Source organism: Fusicatenibacter saccharivorans, from assembly GCF_015557635.1.
GTDB classification, from domain to species: Bacteria; Bacillota; Clostridia; order Lachnospirales; family Lachnospiraceae; genus Fusicatenibacter; species Fusicatenibacter saccharivorans.
Genome location: NZ_JADNOP010000006.1, coordinates 39,006 through 65,090, shown reverse-complemented (window position 1 = coordinate 65,090; position 26,085 = coordinate 39,006). Strand labels below are relative to the sequence as shown.

Genomic DNA, 26,085 nt, shown 5'->3' with positions numbered 1-26,085 from the left:
ATTCTACAGCCGTCCCTCTCATTTTTGTTGTTTGTGCTTTTCATACGCTCGTATCTTCTGTTCGCTTTTGTGTTCTTTCAGAACACCATTTAGATTCTATTTTCTACTTCCAAGCACCATATTGAATGCATCATAATTCTGCGTGTCGTTTCTGCTGCAGAACACCGCATATTCTATCGTGTCGAAATAGGATGCATATTTTTCCTGTACGCTCCGAAATGCCCGTGCTACAATTCTTGGCGGGTTGCAGAAAGCGCCGCAGCCAAACGCTCCTAAAATCAGAACTTCCGCTTCGTTCGATGCTGCCGCCCGAAAAACACGTTCCAGCCTTTGCATCTGAAGTTCGTACAGTGCTTTCTCACTAATCTTAACCGGCGCATTTCCTGCAGACGGGTTCATGGCATTGCTTGGTTTCTTTCGGAGATTCGGGGCTGCGCAGGTAATGATGTCTACCTGATACCAGTCTTTTTCTTCCATTCGTTCCGGCGCAGAGGTGTCGGTCTTAAATACGACAATTCCTGGTGTATACAGCAGATCATCATTATAGAGTGGATCACCTGCTTTCCGATGCGGTTGATAGAACTGATGCCATATCGTTTTTGTATCCAGGCATGGATAAAGTGTGCTGCATCGGCAAAGACATTCTTCCTGTGCTGTGCTTCCCCGTGTTACACCACCGCCGGGGTTGGTTGCAGAGGCGAAATTCAGGACACAGACTCGTTTTCCGGCTTTTGCATATGCAGAGGCGGCTTCGAAGCTTCTTTTAGATGAAACAATCGTTTTGCAAGGTGATTTTCCAGGTTCTGGAAGTGCAATTGCCTGCGATGGAACATACAGCTTTTGGTTCTGAATCGAAAACTGAACTGCCTGCTGGAGCTTCTGGCTTGCTTTTATCAAATCCATAGAATCTTGAAATATCACGATATTATTACTTCTTTTGTCCATTGCACTTTTCCTCTCGTATTCTAATCACACAATGCTGTTCTGATGAAAATCATACACCTTATCCTCCAGTTTCGTCCAGGCTTTTACATAGTCCGCATCGATAAAACAGCCCCTTGCCTGTCGAAATGCACCTGGCTGCTTGCCGCCTTCCGTGGCATATAATCCTGTATCCCAGCAGCCGGCTGATAAGCTGTTGTCTTTCAGGATCAGTAAGCATACCTCGAATTCATTTGGATAATCACCATCCTTTATGTAGTGGAATCCGGTGAATGTAACGCGAATATTCTCTGCCATGTTTGCTGTCTTTTCTTCCATCTTTTTTCTCCTCATGGTAGGCTTTTTCTTTTGAATATTACCATTTTATCTCATATCGAACGGAAAATGTTGACAGAAACTTGTCCGTATATAAAATTCAGGGCAATATCTCTGCCCTGAATTTTATAACAAATTGTAACGATTCAGAGCCCCCTCTCGATTCCGCTTACGCTGCATCTCTTCTTTCATCACACAACACTGTTTTAAATGAAATGCAATCCCATACCGCACCATTTTTTTATAGCCCTCCTGCCACAGTGTCTGCGTATAATCTTTATCTCGAATCTGCTCCAATGCCTTCCGGCAATCTCTTTCCAGATCTTTTTTCTCATCTGTATACTTCACTTCTATCACAATTCCTGTTTCTGCATCTCCCGTTTCAATCACAATATCGCTGAATCCTTCTCCCGATTCTCGATTGGAAGATACACGCCAGTCATTTTTATAGCTTAAGATTCCAAGCAGAATTCCATGATAGAAATTTTCTTTCAGTGATTTCCGCACAAAGGTATCGCGTACGCTGACCGTCATCTGCAAATACAAATTCAAAAGGCTTTCCACCTCTGCTGCTTCTCCGTCAAAGAGTGCCTGGCAGAACTGTTCTGCCATTTTTCCGTCTTTTTTTACTTCCTGCTGAAACAGTGTAAGAATCCGTTCTGTTATGATATTTCGAATTTCCCGGTTTGGAATTGCTAGGCAATAGCGGCCATTGCTTTCTCTTCCGCGCTGTGTCAGGTATCCAGTCATGAAAAGTGTACTCCATAGATGCTCCATGGTCGAATACAGGTCATTGTAGGTAACCATTTCATCGATTTGTTTGATCACTGTTTTTCCATTTACCAGCCATTCCAGTTCTGTTTTTGTGAGCATATCCGGTTCATTGATGCTGTCGATAAAATGATGAATCACACTGTTCCCGCTTGTATTCATCCAGTAATTTTCCGGCTCGGCCTCTGGATTATGGATATGATCATTGCAGTAATTCACAACATCCCATGGACAGTACACATCTGCTTTTCCGAATCGGTATCCGTCATACCATTCTTTTACCTCGTCATATCGGTCATCCATTTCATAGTCATGCAGCATGGTCTTTACTTCTTCATCTGTAAAGCCGAAGGTTTCATCAAATTCTGTATTTGTAATCGAATATACTTTGAAATTATTCAGTCCGGTAAAGATGCTTTCTTTTGCAATTCGCAGGCAGCCCGTCAAAACAGCAAAGGCAAGACTGCTGTTTGTCTTTAGAACATTTCCGAACATATTTCGAAGCAGCAATACTATTTCATCATAATATCCATTTTCATGGGCTTTTGCCATCGGAACATCGTATTCGTCAATCAGGACAACCACTTGCTGTTCATAGTGAACTTCCAACAGTTCTGTCAGTTCCTGAAGACTGCTGGTAATGGTGTCTTCTTCCATATTTCTTGTCAGAAGTTCTGAAAAAAGTGCTTTATCAACCCGGCTCAATTTGTCGCTTTCCAGAAGAAATTGAAATCTTCTTGCCTCACGATTGATTGTTTTTATGAGCTGCGCACGGGCTTTTTCATAGGAATCGGCATCAATTCCTTTTAAGCTGATGGAAATAACGGGATATTTTCCCATATATTGTTCACAAATCTCTGTATTCTTAGAAATCTTCAAGCCGTCAAAAAGTGCTGGATCCGTTCCAATTTCAAAGAAATGTTGAATCATACTCATATTCAGGGATTTTCCAAAACGGCGTGGGCGCGTAAAAAGCGTGACCTCACTTCCGTTATTTAAAATCTGTTCTACAAGGGAAGTTTTATCTACATAATAGTAATTTCCATTGCGAATCTTTTTAAAGTTGTCAATCCCGGTCGGGAGTTTTGGTTTTCTCATCTTGAAACCTTCCTTTCCAACTTTTGCGGCTTTTGACACCAGCAACTGTGCTTATGTTCTGATCTCTATTTTAGCGGGTTTTATTTGCTTTGGCAATGGTTCTTATCGGTTTCTAATCTATCCAATTTTTTATGATCTTATATTGGCTCCTATCACTAAAAAGAGCTGAATAGGAAAGCAAAATAAAAGCATTAAACTTTTCCTATTTAAATAGTTTAATTAATATTTAATTTGAAATATTAATCCCAAAGCCAATCGTTCATGTTTCCTTGATAATTTCCATTGGAATCATATGAATTTCCTGTATTTGGATCGTAATAATCATTATATTCTTTGCCTTTTTCATCAGTCCATCCACCATACCATTCATTATGAATATCACTTGAGCTTCCGCCAGATGAGCTTGACCCACCACTGTAATCATTTCCAGAACTAGAAGATCCAGAATCACTATGGCTAGAACCACCTGAATAATCAGAGCTTGAACTTCCACTACTATAACTATAATCATTACTATCATCATAACTATAGCTAGAACCCCCTGAAGATGATCCAGAACTCTGTTCAACAGCTTTTCTTTCTGCTTCTTCCTGAGCAGCTTTAGCAGCAGCCTCTTCTTCTGCTTTCTTCTTTGCTTCCTCTTCAGCTTTCTTTTTAGCCTCTTCTTCAGCTTTCTTACGAGCTTCTTCCTCGGCTTTTTCAATAGCAGTTACTCTATCATTGTATTTTGTTACATAATCATCAATCGTACTGTTATATTTGTCAAAGCTGTCCTGCTCAACGGTATTATAATTTTCGAAGTCATTTTTCAAGATATCTTTGAATGTCGTAAATTCGCTGGTAGCGTTTTTGAGTGCTTCCTTATCGTCCACTTTTTCAACATCATCACCAATTTTATCCGCAATTATTTTGATCGTGTCGTCATATTCGGAGACAAAGGAATTCTTCATCTGCGCAATAATTTTTTCATAGTGTGCAGAACATTCCTCATAATCGCCTTCTGTCTTTTTATACTTTTCCGCACTCTCCATCTCTTGTTTCAATGCTTCCAGTTTTTTATTTCTGTCTTCTTCTTTTTCAAATCTCTGATATTCCCCATCAATCTCACTGTTTTTTGTCTCAATTGCCTGTAAGCGAAGCTCCTCCTGATGACGGTCATACGCTTTCTTTGCAAAAACTCCGATGACACAAATGCAGACAATCGCAATACCAATTACAGCAAGCATGATGACTGTCTTTTTGTTTTTGTTCTTTGTTTCCATCTCGAAACACTCCTCCTTTTTCTTTCTGTTTCCCGAAAAATCCATGTTTTCTATGTTCTTTTCCATATTTTTATTGATTTTTCGTTACTCATTTTTTCATCACATTCATTATATCGCAGCTCGTTTTTCTTTACTATTTCTTTTTATGTAATTTCCAAAAAATCCTCACTCTTTGATTTCACAAGATTTTAAAATAACACTTTCCTTCCATCTTATCTTACGTGATGTTGAAATACCCCGGAACACAGTTCATCTCTTCCTGCCCTCCGGGGTACCTCTTAATCTAATTCAGCCACTTTAAAGCTCTTCAAAATGCGAATCACCTGTTCTTCTTCTTTTTCTGTAAATGTACCGTCTGGTGCTTCTGCGATAAATGCAACTGGTGTCGGATAGTCAAAAGAAAATTCGTCTACGTCCCCAGCCTGGCCTGCAAATTCAATCTCGCCAAGACGGGATGTCGGTATCACTGCGAACAACGTGCTGTCTACAGGAACATAATCATCATCAATACCAGCCATCATCTCGCCTGTGATATGTACTCGTGCTACCATAAATTCGCCAAGATCTGAACAGTCACGATCGGTTCCCCATGGATATCCAGGCACAAAATTAGAAGTGTCTGCCTGTGAAACCTGTGCCTTCAGCATATCACGCGAATAGCCGCCAAGCGCGCCTTGGCAGTACCAAAACGAAACGGTAACACCTCTATCGTTTGTCAGAACAACGTTTTCTCTGACCGCATCCATGGGACCGCCAACTTCCTCCGTCTGAATTTCCCAGCCTTTTGGGATTTCAAACTGGAATGCCGTGCTGTCACACTGATTTACTTCTCCATACCGTGTAACATAGATATCTCCCTGCTCCCCAGTTTCCGTCCATTCCATATCCTTCTGCCAGTCTGCACTTGACTCCCAGTGTTTTGACCAGATTGGATCAAAGGTCCGGTCAAAAAGATCTGTTTCCTGCATTTTTTTATCAATGACCGGGATATCAACCACTGCTTTTCCTTTGATTCTCGGGCTGATGGAAAGCTCCAGTGAGCCCGCATATCCACCCAGGTCGTCCTTCATGGATACCTTTGCCTGGCCTTCTGCTTTTCCAGCTGCTCCGCCGGAAAGATTCAGGCCAGCGCTGTCATATAATTTTGCGCTCAGCCGGATGTCGATGTATGCTTCCAGACTTCCGTTCACCTCAACCGTACTCCACTCAAGTCCGTCTGAATTCAGATTTCCTTCTTTGACTTCTTCTACTTTGCCGGTTCTGCTGTCATACTGGAATCCCAGGGTGCTGTCGGCTGTTGCACCGTAAGAGCTGTGAATGCCGCCCTCCAGACTTCCCGCTGCCCCGACAACGGCTTCCAGATGATTTGTAATAACAATCGGTACAATACCGGCGTTGAACTCGATATTCGGCAGTTTTCGTTCGTAAACGGTTTTTTCCTTTTCAAATTCTTTCTCGCTGTTTGCGCCGCATTCCAGGGCAATACCGGCTTTGCTCCTTACTGCAATTCCACACTGGACTTCACCGTCTTTGATATCAATCTGAAGTTCCAGCCAGCATCCCCATCCTGCCTCTCCGGAAAACTGAACGGGTTCTTCTTCAACATTGATTGAGACACTGTAATCGTAATCACTGTTTTCTTCCTCTGTCTCTTCTTCCGATTCATCTTCGGACAGTCTTTTAATGGTATAAGCGCTGTTATTTCCTGTTTCACTTGCACCATCCTCCGTCAGCCGGAACTGTTTGATAATATGTGCCTTTTCGAATACATCCAGCAGGGTCGCCGGCTCTGTTTCTACCCGGTAACCCTGATTCGTTTTTTCTTTCTGCACTACTTTTCGAATAAATCCAGAAGGCGCTGCACTGATTTCTCCCGCAACAAGAACATCTCCGGTCTGGTAACCAGGATCTTTTTCAAAGGTGAGACTGTTGTCAGAAACTTCCGTTGGCTGATCTTCTGATTTCATCTCATTGGTAATCACCTTTACATTGTCTTTTACAATGATGTCAGGATCATCCGTACTGTTTTCTGCTGTGTTCTCATCCGATGTGCTGTTTTCCGATACACTTGTATTCTGTTCTTCCGGATTCTGTTCCGGCTTTGTACTCTTCTGTGTATTTTGAGCTGCAAAAATTCCAAACAGAATCAATGCCAGAATGATTGTGCCTGCCAATACTGCGCGGATCCATTTTTTCATCTGTACCTGCTCCTTATTCTGCCTGTCAAAGCGGATATTCGCAATCCGCTTCGCCACTTACTTGATTCGTTTAAAATGTGGTGCATCAGATTTACTGATTCACCACATTTTAAACTTCTTTGTATTACGGAGTTACCGTTTCATCTTGTACCACGTTTTCATCATCTGGCTCTGATTCTGATTTGGATACTGCTTCACCAGGTTCTTCTGCTTCCGACTCTGAAATCACGCTCTCTGATGTTGTTTCCGGTAATGGAGTTTCCTCAACAACCACTTTCTGCTCTGGCTGTTTTTTGTTTCGTACCTTTCCAGCGTACATTTCAATCTCTTCTGTGTCATCCACATCATCCATTTCCTGATCAATTCCGCCGATGGTGTATGGGTCATTCTGATATTCAAGCGTGTTTACAGATTTAATGGTTTTGGTCGCTCCATCGAAATCGAAAACATGCCATAAGGTTCCTGGCTGATTTGTCGGAATCGTGTATGTTGCAATGTTTTTGCCTTCGAGGTAAACCTGAACTTTTGCTCCGGAAAGAGACATTTCATTGGCCACTTCACTGTAACTGTTGGTATAATCGTGTACGAAATAGCTGAACTTTTCGTCTGCTTTTACGTTACGTACTGTAATGGTTTCCGGACCATAACTACTTGTATCATCTACGTCTAAGTTTCCAACAGAATTTCCTTCGAAATCTGTCTGTCCGAACCAGATATGATACGGTTTGTCCGACGAGTAGCATGCAAGATGAGAATCCAGATCCCACGGCTCTTCGCCCCAGGTTAATACGATGCGGAGTTCTCCTGCGGTTTCACCATCCCCATCTCCCGGTACAAGAACAATATTTGCTGTTTCAATCTGGTCTCCCGCTACTGTGATATTTTTGTAATTCGTCACATAGCCTTCTTTGCTGATTTCAAGCGTATAATTTCCATTTTCCATTGAAAGAGTATAGTCTGCATTTTCAAATACTCCTTCTGTCACAGCATCACCCGTTTGATTGTTCCAGCCTTTGCGTACAATGTAGGCTGTTTCTGTAATACCATCTCCCGTGACTGCATCGGTTATCGTTCCCTCTACAGAACCTGTATTAAAATCATCATGGCGCTCCACCATATAGATATCTTCTACATATCTGATTTCACTGTTCTGAACCAGAACTTCCGCAACCTTGTACGTCTGATAAGACGTTGCGGATACTGTAATTTCATAAGTTCCATCCTGCAGATTTTTGGTGCTGTATTTGCCAAACACATCGGTATAGAGAATTCTTTCTGTTTCTGTTCCTTCCTCTCTCCAGGCTCCAGCTCCTCCTGAAAAAACAGCAATTTCATTTTCTTCTGTTTCAAGGCTCCAGGCTCCATGGCTTCCGCCTCCACTGCCGCCTCCGGCTACGCTGTTTCCACCATTGCCGCTGCCTGCTCTGACTTTTCTGGAAATTCTGACTCTCGCGTTTTCTATCGGCAAACGTGTTTTGCTCGAGTAAACATATCCTGTGATACCGCCGCTGGCGTACGTACATTTTTCAACGCGGACTCCATTTTCCTTATGCATTTTTATTCTCAAGTTATTGTTTTCATCATTTTGAAGCGGTTTGAATTCCAGATCAAAATCGAAATATTTCTTCAATACATCTCCAAGCAGGGAATCTGTATCGAGTCCATTTGTTGAGTATGGATATACCTTGATATCCTCGCATGCGAGACTTCCATTTTCTAAATCATGGTATGCAAATTCTGCCTCAACGCCTAAGCCTAAATCTGCATAATAGCCTGCTAAATCAAAAACACTGTACAAAGTCAACAGACCTTTTATGCCAATACCGCCTTCCATATTTCCCTTTACCTCAAGGGTATCAACACCATGATGAAAATCGAAAATGCCTCTCCATGTTCCATCTTTATATTCAAATCCCTGTGTTGATTCAACGCTATATGAAATATGTAAGGATCCATCTGCTTTGTATGAACAGAAAAGTACAACATCAAAGGTAAAACCGGTAGCCCCTATTGTAATTGGAAAACGCATTAATTCTACCTGACCACTGTCAGCAAATTCTTTTTCCGCCGTAATATCTTCATTTGCATTTTCCGTGACAGCAAGTTTAAGTTCATTTACCGAAACACCATTTACTCCAACGTCAACATTTACAACGCACAGAATTTCAGGAATTTCAAAATCAATTTTTCCTTTTCCTTCATCATTCGAACCAATATTAAATTCAAAATTCTTTTCGTAGCCAACATCAATAACACCACCTGCTCCTATATTAGCCTGTGTTGCAATTCCGTATTCATCCGTGTCGGCAGCTCCTCCGATAAGTGCTGTACCGCCTCCGACAAAATCAATTTTGCTGACCACTTCCCATAATTCTGGCTTTATGCATGTCAGAATCAGTTTCTCGCCATCCTCTGTTACCGTAGTTGCTTTGAGCGCGATACCTGAAATATAAACTTCATTCGCAGGAAGGATCATAACACTTCCTTCTCCGATTTTTTCTGTCTCGGTTGTTTTCGGAAGTGTAACTGTATAGGTTCCATCCGCATTCTCTACAACTGTATAATCTGTGATATTTTCCAGTTCTTTTTTCAATACACCATCTACGTACTGTGTATTATCATGCGGCTCTTCACCAATTGTTGTGTCTTCCTGTCTGATTTCATCAATTTCACAGAAAATCGATTTAACATCTTTCTTGGAGAGCAACGCATGCGGCTGGAACTGGTTTTCTGTATTTAATTCCAAAAATCCTTTCCCTACTGCAATTGCTGCTTCATTTTGATATGTAATACTATCCCAATCCGTCCAACTGTTCGTATCATACGAATGTATTCCATTGAATCCCATTGCATGTACTGCCGTATAAGCCGCAAATTCGCGTGTTGCCGGTTCATCTGGATAGAAAAACGGGATATCCTGCTCCAGATCTTCGATATCCGGTGGCGGCAGGATTCCATATTTCTCTGCGATTTCGATTGCTGCTTCATACGCATTTCCTGCCGTATCCGCATAATAATGGTTTAAGGAATCCGGATCTGTATCCAGGTTCATTTCAACCTTTTCAGCGAGCATCTGCACCCACTCACCGCGTGTATATGTTTTGGTGTCGCCCGATGGATCATCTGACTTCACGTAGGTATATTCAACTTTTGCTTTCAGCTCCACGGTAGTCTGATCCACAAGAATATTCTTGGAAAGCTCCATGACCTTTCCTATGTTTACACTTTGTGCTTCTGCTCTTGCCCGTTCCGGAAATACGCCTGCAACGGTGCTTCCCGTCATAATCAGACACAGAAACCACGTCAACATTTTATTTCTTCTGTTTTTTTTCTTCAGTGCAACAACAACGGCTGCTCCTGCCAGCACCAGCAGTACAACCCAAACAATAATTTTGGTGTTGTCACCCATTTTCGGTGCAGATTTCAGTTTCTCAGCCTTTAAGGACTGGCCATTTTGCTTTGCGTTTCCAGTTCCCTGATCTTTTGTTAATGTCGTTCCGGAATCCTTGCTGCCCGTTGTCGTACCAGGATTCTTCGTGTCATTTGCTACGTTTCCATTTCCTGGCTTTTCATTATCTGTCGGATTCTTTTTGTCATCTCCAGAAGGATTTTCCTTATTTTCATCATCCTTCTTGTCATCTGATGCTTTTACCGTACAAACCGTTGTCAACGTAACGGTTTCTCCAGCCTGCAGAGATTCCATCTTTTTTGTTGTCTCCGCATTTTCGGCCAGCACAAAATTTTCCGGTAAAATATTTTCCAGTGACAGATTCGTTACTGCTGTATCATTTGTATTGGTTACAGTTAAAGTAACTTTGATTTTTTCACCCTGCTGGTAAGTTTCTTTGTCTGTTGTCAGAGCTGCTTCGATTCCATCCTGAAGCAGCGATGCTGCAAGAGCAGGCTGTGTCATCATTCCGGTGCATAAAAGCAGTGCCAGAAAGACAACTTGTAATTTCTTCCACACTTTCATACGTCTTCTCCCTCGTAAATGTAAAATTTCGATCCTTTTTCTCTGAATATCTGCCGCTTATGCTGTCTTCAGGATCCTTGGTGCCTTCCGTCAATGGAAAGGCGGCTTTTCTTGCTCTGCATCTCAATCATTAGCTGAGCAGAGCAATGAACATTTCATTTTCCTCCTTCTTCTGTTGTATTTCTTTTAGTGTAATACATCCTCCCTTTATTTGCAATATGTTTTGTCATGCATTTTGCAATGCATATTTCATCATTATTATGCAATACAATAAAACAGACTGGGCTTCCAGTACTCTTTAAAATCAGAATACAGCCAGAAAAAAGCGCACTGAAATAAGCTGTTCCCAAAACAGCTTTTTCTTCATTTTTCGATTTCGCAGATTCGAAAAATTTATTTTTTTGTCGAACCTTTTTTGAAACACCTTTGTTATGTTTTATGCTGCCCGTAGTTTCCACATAAGATCCGGAAACATGCTCCGTTCTTATATTCTCCGGCAGCAGAATGGAGTTTGATATGGCATTTCAGTTAAAAGGCAACCGCAAGGAAACGGAAAACAAAACCATCCGTTTCCCCATTCACCTGATCGATCAGATCGAACAGGCAATTTCCGATTCTGACCAGGACATTACCTTTTCCAGTTTTGTGATTCAGGCGTGTGAGTATGCGCTGGATCACATGGACGCCCCGTCAGAAGAACACAATTAACTTTTCTTTTTTCAAAGCAGATTTTTATGGTTCGACGTGCATTTTCTGGCTGTTCTCTGCTTCTATTTTATCTTACCATGCTTCTTATTTTTTTCAGGACAAGATCCTGTCCTAACTCAACTCCACAATCTCATCATACAGACACACAAACATCTCTTCCACCTCCGCATCTTCATGAAAGTGTCCGAAATACCATTTCTGAAATTCGGTCTCATCCGTCACGCGCTGCAGGTACTGGCGAAGTTCCACCTCATCGTCAGACAGCTCTCCATACCCCATTGCCGCGGCTACATCTCTTGGGGCTGTGTGGGTCAGGATGTAGTCCACCTGGAAATCTTCTTTTTCCAGATTTGCCCATCCTTCTTCGTACTCTTCCCGTGACGGAATTTCTTCCGGGAACCACGAAATTCCCTCCGCGCGGGACATTTTGTCGATGCTGTAAGCACCTCCGAAGGTAAAGAATTTCAGCCCGTCAATCGTAAAGATCTGGCCGCGCATCAGATGGATCATATTGTCCTCAATGATATGCACCTTTCCGCCGTTCCACTGCTCCACGGCGTAGGAATTCAGTTGTTCGAAGTTCTCATGATTTCCGTCGATAAACAGTGTCGTCACCGGCAGACTTCGGAAAACGGCTCTCGTATTCGCTTCGTATGCTGCAGAAAAGCCGCAGATGCCGACATCTCCGCAGATGATCAGATAGTCATCCCGGGTGTACTCGTCTTCGTGCTCATTAAAATAGCGTACAACTTTTCCAATATCAAAGGTGCCATGGGTATCGCCTGTAATGACAATGCTCATTCTCAGCGTCTCCTCTCGTGTTCTCTGTTTCTGTTCTCTAAAGTATCGCAAAACATCATCCGCAAATTCTGTCCGCTTTCTCTACCGCTGCTATCGTTTCTTGCAGAGGCACAGACTACACCGCACTATTCCCGAAAATAAAACACTTCTCCCCGTGCCCGGAACGGCAGCCGGTTTCCTCTCGGAAGCAGAAATGCATGCTCTCGTCTTACCTTCAGATCATTCTCAATCTCCCCGTCCGTAATAATCAGAATCGGCCCGTCCTTTGGAAAATCGTTCGCCTGTTCCAGACAATCCACGCCCGGCTGCAGTATGGTTCCTCCTCGTCCCGTGACTTTTACCCGGCCGGCAATATCTTCCGGTGCCAGATATCCCGCATCCGTCGCTTTGGCATCACAGAAAATGATTCTCACGAACGGAACATCTTTCGCCGCGGCATAGCTGGCAATGGAGCCGAGTGCCATACCGATCTGTTTTGCACTCATGGAACCGGACGTGTCCACGACCACACCGAAGGTCCGGCTCTCCAGATCCTGCTCGTAATACGCATATCCTGGCCTTGGAATATCCGGCGTGGCACCCTGCCGTCTGCTCGGCCGCGCATAGGTGCGGTGTTTTTCCAGCGGTGGAAACTGTACGTCAAACCACTTCGCCAGCGCGGCATCCCAGGGAATGGCCGGCATCGCAAGCGCCCTGATTTCCTGTACCAGCCCGGCCGGCAGGAAACCACGATTGTGCTCCTGATGGTAATCCAGTCCCTCCCGCAGTGCGTTTTTCAGCAGTTCATCCAGGCTGACCCCGTTTTCTCTTCCAGTAAAATGCGGTCTGTTTCCGTTAAACATATCACCTCTGCCAAAGCCCCGGAAGGTGTTTAGTTTTTTGTACTTTCGGATCTCTTTCACGATCAGATCATAGATACTTTCTGCCGATTTGTTGTGAAGTGTTTCATCATACAACAGCCCATCCGGCGGCATTCTGCCGATCTCCATTTCGTGCAGCCAGTCGTTGATGACGTAGTCGCAGGCGATGTTCCACAGAAAGAAGTCACGCCCATTGCACCGTTTCTGGTGCTGCAGTCCGGCATGGAGATATTCATGCGCGAGAACAAAAATCCACTCTTCCTCCGAAAATCCGCACGACGGATTGGCATAAATGATTCCCTGCTCTGCGTCAACCGCTGCAATATGGATTTCATACCGATGGCACATTTCAATGTCCTCCACAATTTTAAATGCAGCCGCAAGACCTCCGAGCAGCGGATAATGGGACAGGAACCATTCTGCTGCTCTGGAAATGACGGTATTCTTTTTCGTTTTAAGATCGTATCCTCCCGCATCGCAGAGTGCAGATTTGATGGAATGAGTGACTGCATAGGAAAATTTTTCAGCATATGCATTTCTTTCTCCCTTTTTATAAACGATCGGCCGTTCTACCCCGATCATATCCTTTAATTTTTCAGAGTTTGTCCCGCAGATCTGCGCACCATTATCCTGGTGCTTCAACAGATATTCATAAATTTTCTGCTCGCTGTTCAGTTTGATCGGATATGCTTCCGCCGGATCTGCGCAGATCGGCTCGCCGAGGCGGATGTCATAAAGGAATCTGGTAATGTAGATATCACAGGCTTTGTTCCAGAGTGCCGGGACAAATTCGCAGTCGGAAGGGATGCTCGCTTTGTCAAAGTGGCCGAACGCCAGGTGCAGAAGGTTGTGTGCCATCACATAGCACCATTGTTCCGGCGACAGGTTCGCCCGCATGTTGACGTAGATATTTCCATCTTTCGTAACACAGGCCAGACTTCCTTTTGCATTCAGATGGGAGGGCTTTGCAGTGATGTACCCATCCAGTTGATGGAACAGTGTATTTTTTTCCAGCAAACCAAAGCCGGCCTCCACTCTGCGGTACCCGGCCGGCTTTTCTTCTTCGCGGTAATACCTGCTTCGAACGTATGGCATCCTTTTCTCCTTCCTTTTTTCATCCGACGAGCCGCGGCAGATCACGGATGATTTCCATCATAAACCAGTCCGGCAGTGCCTCCGCTCCATCAGCTGCGACGGTCATCTGGGCGATTTCGAAATTGATGACTGCGAGTTCTTTGATCATGCCCTTGGCGCGGTACGCAAAGGAAAGCATGCCGCCGGAAATTCCCTGTTTGCTTTTCGGCAGTTCTGCAAGCAGTCTGGCGCGGAAGGACTGTGCGAGAAAATACAGCACATCCCGGTTTTCCGGCTTGTCCGGCCATTTTGCTTTCTGCGCGATAATGTCATCCAGGAGATGTGTGTTGCGCAGTGTTTTTGTGTAAGCAAGAAACATCCCCGCATGCTGTTCCAAGAGGCAGGCGTACGCCATCATTTTTAATGTTTCCTGCGAAATATCCTGCTCCCCGGCCCGGTATTCCTTCAACGCATCGCTCAGCATGTGCCAGGAACGCGGGGTGGAAAACGGTTCTTCGGTTTTCGGCGGTTCGGAAAAGAGGTGATCCGGCCGCTGGATGATATAGTCAATGACCCACGGATGGAGTCCTTCTGCCTGCGCCCACTTGATCCACTGTCCCACATCCGCTTTCAGCTGCACATGGAACATACGGTTTAAAAGGGCGGACGACATCGTTTTTACGATCGCGCTGTCCTCGGCACGGTTTCCTGCTCCGATCACAATGCTTCCCTCCGGAAGATGGTATTCTCCGATCCGCCGCTCATGGATCAGAGAATAGAAGGCTTTCTGCACTTCCTGCGTACAGGCGTTGAGTTCGTCCAGAAACAGGACATACGGCTCTTTTCTGGCGATCATCTTCGGCGGAAGAAATTCCGATGTCTCGCCCCGGATCTGCGGAATGCCGATGATATCCTCTGGCGCGAGCTGGCTTCCAAGGAGCGACACACACGGCAGGCCGACTTCATCTGCGAATTTTTCCACTAACGCGGATTTTCCGATGCCAGGTGCACCCCAGATAAAAACCGGCCGCACCGGCGCAACTTGAAGCAATACTTCTAATAATTCATCCTGTGTCACACTGATTGGTAAATGCATCTGATGTACTCCCTTCTGTTTCGATCCTGTATCTTTTCAAAGCGGATATTCGCAATCCACTTTACCACTTGCTTGATTTGACTAAATCATTTTTCTGCCCTGCCGTTATCTTACTGTGCTGCATTACAACGTGTCTCACCATATTTCTCTGTATTTTCCAGTTTCACTGTCATATTCCAGCACCGGAATTTTTCCACTCCGCCAGGTGGTTCCGTCGAGATAATAATGACTCTGACCGTCGTGCCAGATACCGTCATATGTCCTGTTTCCGCTGATTTTTGCCGTGGAAATGTGGCCTGCAATCACATCCTTATGGAATGCTCCGCGGCTTACCGTTCTTTTCCCCACCATCAGCTCCCTGCTGGTCACGCACAGCCAGTCTTTACCGCCCCATTCGGCAATTCCGGCGTGCACCAGAATCTGGCGTTCTGTTTCATAAAAGTAAGGAAAATGGCGCATCCAGGTGATCAGATCCCCCGCATCTTCGAACATCAGCCGTACTGCTTCTGCATTTCTGGAATCCTCTGAGAGGTGTGCTTCTTTTTCCAGAAACTCTTGAAAATGTTTTTCTTTCAGAAAGCTGTGCAGCGTTTCATAGTCTCCATCTGCATCCGATGCCAGCCATTCCCGGCTGCGATATTGCTCCACACTGCCGATATGCCGGTTGACATCCGCATATTCTTCCAGCCAGTCCAGCAGTGCTTTTTCATGGTTTCCCATCAGGGCAATGACTTTTTCCGAACCATATTTTTCCTGCAATGCCCTGACTTTTTCCAGCACCGCCCGGCCATCTGGCCCATAATCTATGTAATCGCCCAACAGAATCAGCTGGTTTTTCCCCGAAAGATCTGTTTTTTTCAGAGCTGCCTCGAATGCCTCCAGAAATCCGTGAATATCCGACATCATATATCGCTTCATTGCTTTTCCTCTGTTTGTTTATACGTAGAAAGTTTCCTTCGTTTCCAGGCAAAGGCATCCCAGTCTTCCATTCTCAAAGCCGCAGCCGCAGTCACACAGATAGACGTTTTCTTTTTTATTCTTCCAGATGGATCCATTTCCCATGTTCTGATGGCCGCAGACGGAAATATATCCATGCACTCCCTCATGAAGAAAAACCTTGTACCACAAATCCCCCATCAGATAATAGTTGTCCAGTTTCCATTTCCCCGGTTCTGCCGTACAGGCATGGGCAAGCAGATACGGCTGACCATCTACCTCGATTTCCACCTGTACCGGCCAGGAAAGGATGCGCTCTGCGAGCTGCTTTAAATCAACTTCCGTCAGGCGTTCCTGTAAAAGATGGAAGGAATTGTACGGATACGGCTGCAGGAGGGCGCGGTCTCTCTCATCCATCCCGTAATAGTGGAAAATGTAATTGGCAAGCCAATGATCGTGGTTGCCGCGGATCACAGTACATTTTTTCCCCAGCTTCAATACCTGAAAATACACGCCCGCCGGGTCTGGATGATCCATGCAGCGGTCAAACAAATCACCAAGCAGATACAGGTGGTCGTCCTCTTTGAGATCAATTTTTTCCAGCAATTTCATGAACCGCCAGCTGTCGTTATGTATATCGGTAATAATATAGTGCATCCAAAATCTCCTTTTCTTTCGCAGCTTTCGTGTCAGCTCCTGCAATCTTCAAAGCTTTTGTTATCCGCTCATTTTTCCCAAAACGGCTTTCCTGCTTGTGTTTTGGCATGTCCTGTTTCAAAAATCTTCCCGCTTGTTCTGCTGGTTCCGAATCCCGGTCTTCTGATACTGGCATCATGGAACGTCTAAAATCGTTCACCCATTGTTGTCCGAACTGTAAAACTCTTCCCCCGTTTCCAGACAGATTGCCGCCAGCCGCCCTCCCGGGAAGCATGCGCCGCAGTCGATCGTAATGTGGTGATATTTTTTATAAATATACCCGGGATTATCATTTTCCGGAATCGTCTGCGTCGGTGTATGTCCTGTTACCAGATTTGTATCCGCAAAGTATTCCTTCTGATAATCTGGTCTGGCCCATACAAGATCGTGCAGGGAATATTCCTCGATCCTCTTTTCCGGTGTGAATCCACCCAGCCCTCCATGCACCAGCAGATACTGTTTTTCTCCCACTGTAAGCTCCTCATACAGACTGAAATCCTCCAGAAAATTCAGTACTTCCTCCCGCATCTCCGAATCCAGCGCCCGAAATTCCCGGATCGTAGCATCACCGCCGTTATACTTCCAGAGAACCAGATTGTCCAGCAGTTCAGCATCCACTTCCTCGATGGCAAGATCTGTGATTTCCTGACAGAGAAACCGCAGACATTCCAGCGCCATCACCTCATGGTTCCCCACGATACAGAACGCATTCGGCATTTCCATCAGTTTCAATATCACCTTAATCGGATGCTCACCCCGGTCTAAAACATCACCCAGAACATAGAGCGTATCTGTATCTTTCAATTCAATTTCTTCCAGCAGCTCCATAAATCTCTCATACTCACCGTGAATATCCGAAATAACATAAGTAGCCATAAACAGAACCCTCCCTTTTTCATCCATACGAATCTGCATACGTTCTCCATTACCAGCTTATCTTACCATACTTCCTGTTTTTTACCGGACAAACTCTTGTCCCTCCTTTTTTTGCATAATGTACGCTCTAATACATCTTCTATTGAAATTTCATTCATGCGAAATCCCCTTTTCTTGATACTATACCACATCTATTCTTTTCTTCATTGAACTACAAGTTTAATCCTCTTTTTCTTGCTGTTTTCCCGCATTCTATCAGCATTACGCGCTGTTTATACAGCGCCTTTTATTTCTGTGCAATTTATTCTCTATATGCAAAAAAGGAACGTTCTATCCAAATCGTTCCTTTTTGTTTGTAGATTATTTTATTTTTCAAATTTCTCAATCACGCATGTATGCGTCTTCGTTTTCTTATCATAAACGCGTATTTGCCGAGTGCACAGTAATGCCCGCGTCCCCTATTTACTTAATACCCCGTCGACAGCCTTTTTCCATCCGGCGTATTTTTTCTCCCGGATTTCATCGTCCATCTTCGGCTCATACACACTTCGTTTCATATTTCCCGCGAGTTTTTCCAGATCGTAGACCCCGGCTGAAATACCGGCCATATAAGCCGCCCCGATGCCGGAAAGCTCCTCCGCGTCCGGAATATTTACGCGTTTATTCGTAATATCGCTCTGGAACTGCATCAGATATCCGTTTCGTGTCGGGCCGCCGTCTACACGGAGTTCCTCGATCCGCATGCCGGTATCCTGCTCCATCGCACGGACAAGGTCGGTGATCTGGTAGGCAATGCAGTCGAGAGCCGCTTTTACCACCTCGGCTTTTCCTGTGGTGCGGGTAATTCCGCTGATCGATGCCGTTGCTTTCTCATCCCAGTACGGCGCACCAAACCCGGTAAATGCCGGAACCAGATACGTGCGGTCTGCCGGATTTGCCTCCCTCGCCAGTCCTTCCGTCTCTTTTGCCGAAGAAATCAGCTTCAGATCATCCTTCAGCCAGGTAATCACCGCTCCGGTGTAGTTCAGGTTGCCTTCCAGCACATAGTCCACCTTGCCGCCTCTTCCCCACGCAAGCGAAGTCACAACGCCGTGGCTGCTCTGAATCGGCTTGTCTCCAATGTTCATCATCAGCGAAGAACCCGTTCCGTACGTTGCCTTGATCATACCCGGTTTTAAGCAGCCCTGTCCGAACAGAGCCGCATGAGAGTCGCCTAATACACCACAGATCGGAACCGGCTCGGAAAACAATCCTTCCATCGTCGTGGTTCCATACACCGCATCGGAATCACACACCCTGGCCAACGCGCAGGCCGGAATTCCGAATATCTCACAGATCTTCTCATCCCACGCCAGCGTTTTCAAATTAAACAACTGCGTTCTCGACGCATTTGAAAAATCTGTTTTAAATGCATGATCCCCCGTCAGCTTGTAAACCAGCCAGCTGTCAATCGTACCCAGGCAGAGTTTCCCGTCCGCAGCACGTTTCTGTCTTTCTTCTCCGCCGTTTCGAAGCAGCCACGCCATCTTTGCAGCAGGAAAATAAGCCGAAAGCTGCAGACCCGTCGCCTCGCGTATCTCCTCTGCGTGCCCCTGCTCCGCAATCTCCTGCGCAATCCCGCTTGCGCGGCCGCATTGCCATACAATGGCCTCTTCCAGTGGTTCCCCGGTCGCCTTATCCCAGATCGCCGTCGTCTCACGCTGATTGCTGATGCCGATTCCGGCGATTGTTTCCGGTGCAACACCGGACTCTGCCACCAGCGTTTTTACCGTCTGTACTGTATTCCGGTAAATCTCATTCAGATCATGGGACACCCATCCCTTTTCATTGACAATCTGCCGGTGCGGCAGGTCGGTACGGCGGAGTAAATGTCCCACCCCGTCAAAGAGCAGCGCTTTCGTTCCCTGCGTGCTCTGATCAATTCCGATAATATACCTTTTCTCCATATTTCCAACTCCATTACTATTATAGATAAAGAAACGTCCCTGCACCCCGGGCCTTCCACAGTCCGGGCACGCAGGAACGTCATAAACATCATTATTTCAGTAATTCTTTCGCTTTCGCTACAATGCCTTCCGCATTCAGTCCATAGTGATCAAACACTTCTTTGGACGTTCCTGTAATGACCGGCGCATCCGGCAGAGACATATGAACGACTTTGCGCGGGCATTCCGCACCGACCACCTGGCTCACCATCGAACCAAGGCCGCCAAATGGAGCGTGCTCTTCGATCGAAATGACAACTTTTGCCTTCTTTGCAGCCTCTACCAGGCCCTCTTTGTCCAGCGGTTTCACACAGTACATATCGAGCAGTCCTGCGCTGATTCCCTCTTCTTTCAGCATAGCAGCTGCATCAAGCGCCGGGCGGACCATCTCACCGCAGGCTACCAGTAAAACATCGGTGCCCTCCGAGAGAACCGTCGCCTTATCCATCTCAAACGGGGTATTTTCTTCGCTGTAAATATCCGCAACGGCATTTCTTCCCACTCGGATATAAGCCGGTTTTTCATCGGTAAGGAGCGCCTCAACCAGTTTTGCTGTCTGGAAGCGGTCGCTCGGCAGATAAACGCGCATGTTCGGAATAGCTGCCATTGCTGCGATGTCCTGTGCAGAATGATGGCTCATGCCGAGTGCGCCGTAGCTCACACCGCCGCTGATACCGATCAGCTTTACATTGGTGTTGGAGTATGCACAGTCAATCTTTGCCTGCTCATAGCTTCTTGTAGAAAGGAAGCACGCCGGAGATGCCGCAAATGCTTTCTTGCCGCATTTTGCAAGACCGGCAGAAACGCTGACCAGATCCTGCTCCGCGATACCCATCTCCACAAACTGCTCCGGATACGCATTTGCAAACGGTGTCAGGGAAGCACTTCCCCTGGAATCGCTGCAGAGCACCACGATATCTTTATCCGTCTCGGCATGTTTCATTAAAACCTCGCAAATGGCCTGTCTGTTTGGAATCTTATTCATAACAGTGCCTCCTTTCTCTCATCCAGATCCTTCATGATCTGTTCTACTTCCTCCGGTGTCGGCACTTTATGATGCCACTCCGCCTTATTTTCCATCACGGAAGAACCACAGCCCTTCGTTGTGTTTGCAATAATAACCGTCGGTTTTCCCTTGCAGTGTTTCGCCAGCTCAAACGCATGAACGAGCGCGTCCATATCGTTGCCCGGTACGGAAAGAACATTCCATCCGAACGCTGCCCATCTCTCCTCCTGGCTGTCCTGTTTCATGACATCCTCGGTATTTCCGGAGATCTGCAGACGGTTGCGGTCTACGATCGCACAGAGGTTGTCCAGCTTGTAGTTTCCTGCGGACATTGCGCCCTCCCAGACAGAGCCTTCTGCCAGCTCGCCGTCACCCATAACGGTGTAGACACGATAATCTTTTTTATCCATTTTTCCTGCCAGCGCCATTCCCACGCAGACCGGAAGTCCGTGGCCGAGAGAACCGGAATTCATCTCGATGCCCGGCAGTTTATTGTTCGGATGGCCGATGTACGGGCTGCCGAATTTGGAGAATTTTTCAATGACCTCTTCCATCGGGAAGAACCCCTTTGCCGCAAGTACTGCATAATATGCCTCAACGGAATGACCTTTACTCATTACAAAACGGTCGCGGTCCGGGTCGTCCATGTTCTTAGGGCTGATGTTCATCTCTTTAAAATACAGCGCTACAAGCACATCGATGACACTCATGTCGCCGCCGATGTGGCCGCCCTTGCCGGAAACTACCATTTCCACTACTTTCTTCCGCAGATCATACGCCAGACAACTCAATTCCTTGTATTCACTCATGATTTTCATTCTCCTCTTAAATATGCTTTGACATCTTCCTCGATCGGATCATATAAATCCGGGGCAATGCCGATGTATTTGCATGCTTCATACAGAACCGGCACAACGTTTTCGTGGATACCGACACAGTGGTGGATGTACGGTCCCTCCACGATTTTTGCCTCGAGGCGTTTCAGGTTCTGTACCTCAACCCATACGTAAGTTCCCTTCGTGTAAGGCCCCTTTACACCTTTTGCATTTCCAAGCAGCAGGGAGTACTCTCCGTTGTCTCCGTCGAAACGCGCCAGTGTCATTTCACCTAATTTTGCCTGTGCCTCTACAGCCCCCGGATGACTGAATGCCAGAGGATAACCGATCGTCGGTTTTTCCTGTGCAACAGAGATCGGCCACGGTCCGCAGTGCTGCAGCAGCTCGCCGTTCTCGTTGTCCGGGTGACGTACCGTCCAGTCAGCAAAGAAGCTTCTCTTGTCGTTTCTACCGGCAGCCTCTACCATCAGCGCGGTGATGGCTCCGTGGATATCGGTCTCACAGACAACCGGAATTCCCTCTTCGTTCAGCAGGGAGTTTGCCGCACACGGCATGATGCCGATCTCACCCTGCAGCGCGTTCCAGCACTGGATCGCGATGGCATTGCAGGAATATTTGACAGCCAGATTCTTCATCGCAACCTTCAGAGCTGCTACATTTTCCAGTTCTTCCGGTTTGATCTTTACACACATATTGGTATTGCAGTATGCAACGACTTTTTCTACCTCGCTGCCCTCTGCTTTTACTTTTTTCATCTCCGCAGTCAGTTCCGGAAGCGGAATCGGGGAAAGCTGAATGTTGAATTTTTCCAGCAGCTCGCCCTCGTTGCACATCGTGGACCAGAAGTCGAACGGACGCGGTCCGATCTGAAGGATTCTGGTGTGACGGAAGGTATCTACCACATTACATACGGCGAGGAAATCCTTGATGCCGCGCTCAAATTCCGGATCGGTCAGACGGCAGTTTGTCATGTAGGTGAACGGAACGCCAAAACGGCGCAGCACTTTTCCGGTTGCGAACAGGCCACACTGGCTGTCGCGGAGACGCACACCGTTCTCATCCGGTCTCTCATCGCGCGGTCCCCAGAGGAGTACCGGAAGCCCCATTTCCTTTGCCAGTCTTGCACAGACATATTCCGTTCCGAAGTTTCCGTGCGGGAAGAAAATTCCCTTTACGTTTTCACGGCGGAATTTCTCCTGGATTTTCTCACGGTCCGCCTCATCGTAAAACAGACCCTCCTCGTTGATATCTGTGATGTCGACAAATTCAACACCGAGCTCTTTTAAATGCTCTCTCGTCAGGTTGGCGTATTTTACGGCATCCGGGGCACTGAAAATGCTTCTTCTCGTAGGTGCAAATCCGATCTTAATTGATTTCATATTCATTTCCTCCACTTAATTTTCTTTAAATTCTGCTAAATTATGTCTTGAATTTCCCTGTTCTTTATGGCTCTTATATTACTAAATTCTTTTGAACTTGTCAACATCTATTCAGCTTTATTAAATCTTTTTTAGTAATTTATACAAAAAAGAATGGCTGTCTTTATGCATTTCTTCATATTTCATTTTTTTACAGTTCAGAAGTTGACTTCTTTTTTAATTCATATTAAAATCAATGCATAAGTTTAACATTTTTCAAATAAATACTGAAATAAATTTCAACACCCCGCATGCGTAAAACACCTGAAAGCACCGTGCGGGCTGATTTTATCGAACAGGAGCTGAAATCTTATGAATATTTCTGCGAAAGAACTGGCAAAGCTGATCAACGTATCGCCTGCCACGGTTTCTATGGTTTTCAATAACAAACCCGGCATCAGCGATGCCACAAGAGAGCTGGTTTTAAAAACCGCAGCCGAGTATGGCTATGCGCCGAAAAAAAATGAAGCCTCCGGCGCTTCCTCCCGCATTATTCAGCTGGTCAATTATAAAAAGCACGGAAAGGTCGCTGCCGACACGCCGTTTTTCTCCCAGCTGACCGAAGGAATCTCCACCGAATGCACCCGCCAGAGCTGTGCGCTTCATATCTCCTATTTTTATGAGACCATGGATATTGACAGCCAGCTCGATGCACTCCGCGCTGTGGACTGTGAGGGCATTCTTCTTCTTGCAACCGAAATGGCTCCGTCCGATTTCCGCAAGTTCCGCGATTTTTCTGTTCCGATCGTTGTCGTGGACTGCTATTACGATGAGCTCGATTACGACTGCGTTCTGATCAACAACATTCAGGGGGCGTTCAACGCCACGAATTATCTGATTCAGTGCGGACACAAAAACGTGGGCTACTTTCACTCGAGCCTCGACATCAGCAACTTCTCCGAACGCGCCGACGGCTACTACAAAGCGCTCCGTGCAAACGGTATCAGCACCTCGCATCCATATGTTCACCTGGTTTCCCCGACCTCGGACGAAGGCTACCGCGACATGCTGCGCCTTCTCGAGTCGAAAGCTCCGATCGCGGATGCTTACTTTGCCGACAATGACATCATCGCGGCGGCCGCCATGCGTGCACTGCGTGAAAACGGCTACCGCATCCCGGAGGATGTCTCCATCATCGGCTTTGATGACGTTCCGATGTGCGATATGATGGTTCCGCCGCTTTCCACTATGAAGGTCAGAAAACGCGAGCTTGGAGCCACCGCTGTCCAGCGCCTGCTTGACCGCGTGGCCGATCCGAAACGCGAATGTCTGAAAATGTGCATGGCAACCAAGCTGGTGAAGCGCCAGAGTGTTTCCAGACGTTAAAGCTTTTTGGATGAGGCTGTCGTCCAGCGCGTGTCTGAAAAATCATTTCCGCAAACCGGAACTCGCAGCTTGCGAAAAGCCTTTCTCAGACACGCTCTGTACGGCAGCCTCACCTTTTTTTATTTTGAAAGGAGTTTTTTTCATGCAATCTGCAAATGACCTGAAACAGCTTTTATTCAGTATCAATCACAAAAGCTATCCCGCCTATAAATCCACACGCGGCGCCTATCAGTTTCCGCGCTACACACTCTCCATCGACCACGTCCAGGGCGATCCGTTCGCCGCTCCGTCGCGGGTCAGCGTTCATGTCAGCGGCAAAACCGCTGCGTTTCCGGCTTTTCTCTACGACACATACGAAAAGCGCGTCGCCCTCCAGGATTACCTGCTGCGCCAGTTTGCGCGCGCCATCGCACCGTATTCCTTCCACGCGAAGGGTTCCGGCAAAAGTGGTCTGCTGGGGATAAGCCGCTGCGGACAGGAAATTCTGGAGCGCACTGCCTGCGTTCTGAATCCTTCCGACGGCAGTCTTGTCGTCAACATGGAAATCGGCTTTCCAGCCAACGGCCGCACCATCGCCTCGCAGGAGCTGATCCGTATTCTTTTCGACTTTCTGCCCGGCTGCGTGGAAAAATCGCTGTTCTACCGTGCTCTGGATCCGAAAGCATGCGCCAATGTCGCCTATCTCTGTGAGGACCAGCAGGCGATCCGTTCCGCATTAAAAGAAAAAGGGCTTACTGCCTTCATCGCCGACGGCTCCATTCTCCCGCGCGAGACCGGTGTTTCCGATCTGCCGATGAAGCACGCCGTTCCGTTTATCTCACCGGAATCCCTGCGCGTTACCCTCGATCTTCCAAACCGCGGACCCGTTTCCGGCATGGGAATTCCACTCGGTGTCACACTGATCGTAGGCGGAGGCTTCCACGGAAAATCCACCCTGCTGCAGGCGCTTGAGCGCGGCGTATACAACCACATCGCCGGGGACGGCCGTGAATATGTCATCACCGATGCAAGCGCCGGAAAGCTCCGCTCCGAGGACTCCAGAAGCATCAGCAACGTCGATATCTCCCTCTTCATCCACAATCTTCCCGGAAAGAGTGATACGACTTCATTCTCGACCGCCGATGCCAGCGGAAGCACCTCGCAGGCTGCCAACGTGATCGAGGGCATCGAATCCGGCACGAGCCTCTTTCTGATCGATGAGGATACGTCCGCCACCAACTTTATGGTGCGCGATGAGCTGATGCAGCGCGTCGTTGCCGACAGCGAGGAACCGATCACACCGTTTATCAGCCGCGTGCGGGATCTGTATGAGAAGCTCGGCATCTCGTCGATTCTCGTTGCCGGAAGCTCCGGTTCTTACTTCCACGTGGCAGACACTGTCATTCAGATGAAAGAATACGTTCCTTATGACATTACGGATCGCGCGAAAACCACAGCCGCAGAATTTCCGCCGTTTACTGCCTCCGTGCGCCCTTTTTCCGTTCCAGCCTTCCATCGCTGCCCGCAGCCGGGTAAAGGTCTGACGGGAAGTGACCGCACGAAAGTCAAAGTAATGGGACGGGAATCCATCCTCATCAACAAGTCTCTGACCGATCTGCGCGCTGTGGAACAGCTCACGGACAGTGAGCAGTTGAACGGGCTGGCTGCGCTCCTTTTAGAAGCAGCGGAGCACAAGATGGACGGTAAGAAAACACTGGTGCAGGTGGTGGATCTGCTGGAAAAACAGATGGATGAAAAAGGCCTTGCTTCTCTTCTCGCTCCTGGAAGACCCAGCGACCTGGCACGGCCGAGACGGCAGGAAATCTTTGCATGCCTGAACCGGTGCAGGGAACTGCGGTTCTGAGAAAATTTGTAACAATTCAGAGCCATAAAAAATCTTCAGGCAAACCTTGTTCTTTTCAGAATCTA

20 protein-coding genes are annotated in these 26,085 nt (G+C 46.7%); 3 read left to right on the top strand and 17 right to left on the bottom strand.

Annotated elements, in window-relative coordinates; all coding sequences use genetic code 11:
* Window positions 1-96 precede the first annotated feature (96 nt).
* The 7 genes from I2G42_RS06630 to I2G42_RS06600 form a co-directional block, all read right to left on the bottom strand.
* Window positions 97-945: a TIGR02452 family protein gene (locus I2G42_RS06630; protein ID WP_195530881.1), complete on the bottom strand. Its 849-nt coding sequence runs from the start codon at window positions 943-945 to the stop codon at window positions 97-99.
* 24 nt (window positions 946-969) lie between these two features.
* Entirely contained in the window at window positions 970-1,260 is a 291-nt protein-coding gene (locus tag I2G42_RS06625; RefSeq protein ID WP_195530880.1) for a hypothetical protein, read from the bottom strand.
* A gap of 123 nt (window positions 1,261-1,383) precedes the next feature.
* Window positions 1,384-3,126, bottom strand: coding sequence for an AAA family ATPase (locus tag I2G42_RS06620; RefSeq protein WP_195530879.1), 1,743 nt, complete (start codon window positions 3,124-3,126; stop codon window positions 1,384-1,386).
* A gap of 239 nt (window positions 3,127-3,365) precedes the next feature.
* A complete protein-coding gene (locus tag I2G42_RS06615) occupies window positions 3,366-4,388 on the bottom strand; it encodes a hypothetical protein (RefSeq protein ID WP_156327586.1) in 1,023 nt (340 codons plus the stop codon).
* A gap of 278 nt (window positions 4,389-4,666) precedes the next feature.
* Window positions 4,667-6,586 (bottom strand): hypothetical protein, encoded by a 1,920-nt coding sequence (locus tag I2G42_RS06610; RefSeq protein WP_195530878.1) that lies wholly within the window; start codon window positions 6,584-6,586, stop codon window positions 4,667-4,669.
* A 124-nt stretch (window positions 6,587-6,710) separates the two neighbouring features.
* Window positions 6,711-10,559 (bottom strand): PEGA domain-containing protein, encoded by a 3,849-nt coding sequence (locus tag I2G42_RS06605; RefSeq protein WP_055220087.1) that lies wholly within the window; start codon window positions 10,557-10,559, stop codon window positions 6,711-6,713.
* A gap of 155 nt (window positions 10,560-10,714) precedes the next feature.
* A complete protein-coding gene (locus I2G42_RS06600) occupies window positions 10,715-11,017 on the bottom strand; it encodes a hypothetical protein (protein WP_055220089.1) in 303 nt (100 codons plus the stop codon).
* Between the two features lie 58 nt (window positions 11,018-11,075).
* Between I2G42_RS06600 and I2G42_RS06595 the strand changes: the two genes are divergently transcribed.
* The gene (locus tag I2G42_RS06595) at window positions 11,076-11,267 is read left to right on the top strand and encodes a YlcI/YnfO family protein (protein ID WP_055220177.1); all 192 of its coding nucleotides are present in this window, start codon (window positions 11,076-11,078) and stop codon (window positions 11,265-11,267) included.
* Window positions 11,268-11,378: 111 nt separating this feature from the next.
* Here I2G42_RS06595 and I2G42_RS06590 read toward each other — a convergent pair whose 3' ends face one another.
* The 10 genes from I2G42_RS06590 to I2G42_RS06545 all read right to left on the bottom strand — a co-directional run bounded on the left by I2G42_RS06590 (window position 11,379) and on the right by I2G42_RS06545 (window position 22,812).
* Window positions 11,379-12,068: a metallophosphoesterase family protein gene (locus tag I2G42_RS06590; RefSeq protein ID WP_055220091.1), complete on the bottom strand. Its 690-nt coding sequence runs from the start codon at window positions 12,066-12,068 to the stop codon at window positions 11,379-11,381.
* 125 nt (window positions 12,069-12,193) lie between these two features.
* A complete protein-coding gene (locus I2G42_RS06585) occupies window positions 12,194-14,023 on the bottom strand; it encodes a vWA domain-containing protein (protein ID WP_195530877.1) in 1,830 nt (609 codons plus the stop codon).
* A gap of 19 nt (window positions 14,024-14,042) precedes the next feature.
* The gene (locus I2G42_RS06580) at window positions 14,043-15,098 is read right to left on the bottom strand and encodes an AAA family ATPase (RefSeq protein ID WP_055220096.1); all 1,056 of its coding nucleotides are present in this window, start codon (window positions 15,096-15,098) and stop codon (window positions 14,043-14,045) included.
* A 135-nt stretch (window positions 15,099-15,233) separates the two neighbouring features.
* On the bottom strand, window positions 15,234-16,016 hold the full coding sequence (locus I2G42_RS06575; protein WP_173827318.1) for a metallophosphoesterase: 783 nt from the start codon (window positions 16,014-16,016) through the stop codon (window positions 15,234-15,236).
* Between the two features lie 18 nt (window positions 16,017-16,034).
* Complete coding sequence (locus I2G42_RS06570; protein WP_117509785.1) at window positions 16,035-16,691, bottom strand: metallophosphoesterase; 657 nt, start codon at window positions 16,689-16,691, stop codon at window positions 16,035-16,037.
* A 195-nt stretch (window positions 16,692-16,886) separates the two neighbouring features.
* Entirely contained in the window at window positions 16,887-17,606 is a 720-nt protein-coding gene (locus tag I2G42_RS06565) for a metallophosphoesterase (RefSeq protein ID WP_195530876.1), read from the bottom strand.
* 458 nt (window positions 17,607-18,064) lie between these two features.
* Complete coding sequence (locus tag I2G42_RS06560) at window positions 18,065-19,552, bottom strand: FGGY-family carbohydrate kinase (RefSeq protein ID WP_055220105.1); 1,488 nt, start codon at window positions 19,550-19,552, stop codon at window positions 18,065-18,067.
* A 91-nt stretch (window positions 19,553-19,643) separates the two neighbouring features.
* The gene (locus I2G42_RS06555; protein ID WP_055220107.1) at window positions 19,644-20,576 is read right to left on the bottom strand and encodes a transketolase family protein; all 933 of its coding nucleotides are present in this window, start codon (window positions 20,574-20,576) and stop codon (window positions 19,644-19,646) included.
* Complete coding sequence (locus I2G42_RS06550; protein ID WP_055220109.1) at window positions 20,573-21,406, bottom strand: transketolase; 834 nt, start codon at window positions 21,404-21,406, stop codon at window positions 20,573-20,575. The genes I2G42_RS06555 and I2G42_RS06550 overlap by 4 nt, the downstream gene beginning before the upstream one ends.
* Before the next feature lie 5 nt (window positions 21,407-21,411).
* Window positions 21,412-22,812 (bottom strand): L-fucose/L-arabinose isomerase family protein, encoded by a 1,401-nt coding sequence (locus I2G42_RS06545; RefSeq protein ID WP_055228095.1) that lies wholly within the window; start codon window positions 22,810-22,812, stop codon window positions 21,412-21,414.
* 351 nt (window positions 22,813-23,163) lie between these two features.
* Here I2G42_RS06545 and I2G42_RS06540 point away from each other — a divergent pair, with 351 nt between their 5' ends.
* Together I2G42_RS06540 and I2G42_RS06535 are read left to right on the top strand one after the other, a co-directional pair.
* The gene (locus I2G42_RS06540) at window positions 23,164-24,177 is read left to right on the top strand and encodes a LacI family DNA-binding transcriptional regulator (protein WP_055228096.1); all 1,014 of its coding nucleotides are present in this window, start codon (window positions 23,164-23,166) and stop codon (window positions 24,175-24,177) included.
* A 142-nt stretch (window positions 24,178-24,319) separates the two neighbouring features.
* Window positions 24,320-26,020 (top strand): ABC-ATPase domain-containing protein, encoded by a 1,701-nt coding sequence (locus tag I2G42_RS06535; RefSeq protein WP_055228097.1) that lies wholly within the window; start codon window positions 24,320-24,322, stop codon window positions 26,018-26,020.
* The last annotated feature ends 65 nt before the right edge of the window (window positions 26,021-26,085 follow it).

Coding starts and splice junctions, on each gene's coding strand:
- I2G42_RS06630 (WP_195530881.1), bottom strand. CDS start 945: ATGGACAAAAGAAGTAATAATATCGTGATATTTCAAGATTCTATGGAT.
- I2G42_RS06625 (WP_195530880.1), bottom strand. CDS start 1,260: ATGGAAGAAAAGACAGCAAACATGGCAGAGAATATTCGCGTTACATTC.
- I2G42_RS06620 (WP_195530879.1), bottom strand. CDS start 3,126: ATGAGAAAACCAAAACTCCCGACCGGGATTGACAACTTTAAAAAGATT.
- I2G42_RS06615 (WP_156327586.1), bottom strand. CDS start 4,388: ATGGAAACAAAGAACAAAAACAAAAAGACAGTCATCATGCTTGCTGTA.
- I2G42_RS06610 (WP_195530878.1), bottom strand. CDS start 6,586: ATGAAAAAATGGATCCGCGCAGTATTGGCAGGCACAATCATTCTGGCA.
- I2G42_RS06605 (WP_055220087.1), bottom strand. CDS start 10,559: ATGAAAGTGTGGAAGAAATTACAAGTTGTCTTTCTGGCACTGCTTTTA.
- I2G42_RS06595 (WP_055220177.1), top strand. CDS start 11,076: ATGGCATTTCAGTTAAAAGGCAACCGCAAGGAAACGGAAAACAAAACC.
- I2G42_RS06590 (WP_055220091.1), bottom strand. CDS start 12,068: ATGAGCATTGTCATTACAGGCGATACCCATGGCACCTTTGATATTGGA.
- I2G42_RS06585 (WP_195530877.1), bottom strand. CDS start 14,023: ATGCCATACGTTCGAAGCAGGTATTACCGCGAAGAAGAAAAGCCGGCC.
- I2G42_RS06580 (WP_055220096.1), bottom strand. CDS start 15,098: ATGCATTTACCAATCAGTGTGACACAGGATGAATTATTAGAAGTATTG.
- I2G42_RS06575 (WP_173827318.1), bottom strand. CDS start 16,016: ATGAAGCGATATATGATGTCGGATATTCACGGATTTCTGGAGGCATTC.
- I2G42_RS06570 (WP_117509785.1), bottom strand. CDS start 16,691: ATGCACTATATTATTACCGATATACATAACGACAGCTGGCGGTTCATG.
- I2G42_RS06565 (WP_195530876.1), bottom strand. CDS start 17,606: ATGGCTACTTATGTTATTTCGGATATTCACGGTGAGTATGAGAGATTT.
- I2G42_RS06560 (WP_055220105.1), bottom strand. CDS start 19,552: ATGGAGAAAAGGTATATTATCGGAATTGATCAGAGCACGCAGGGAACG.
- I2G42_RS06555 (WP_055220107.1), bottom strand. CDS start 20,576: ATGAATAAGATTCCAAACAGACAGGCCATTTGCGAGGTTTTAATGAAA.
- I2G42_RS06550 (WP_055220109.1), bottom strand. CDS start 21,406: ATGAGTGAATACAAGGAATTGAGTTGTCTGGCGTATGATCTGCGGAAG.
- I2G42_RS06545 (WP_055228095.1), bottom strand. CDS start 22,812: ATGAAATCAATTAAGATCGGATTTGCACCTACGAGAAGAAGCATTTTC.
- I2G42_RS06540 (WP_055228096.1), top strand. CDS start 23,164: ATGAATATTTCTGCGAAAGAACTGGCAAAGCTGATCAACGTATCGCCT.
- I2G42_RS06535 (WP_055228097.1), top strand. CDS start 24,320: ATGCAATCTGCAAATGACCTGAAACAGCTTTTATTCAGTATCAATCAC.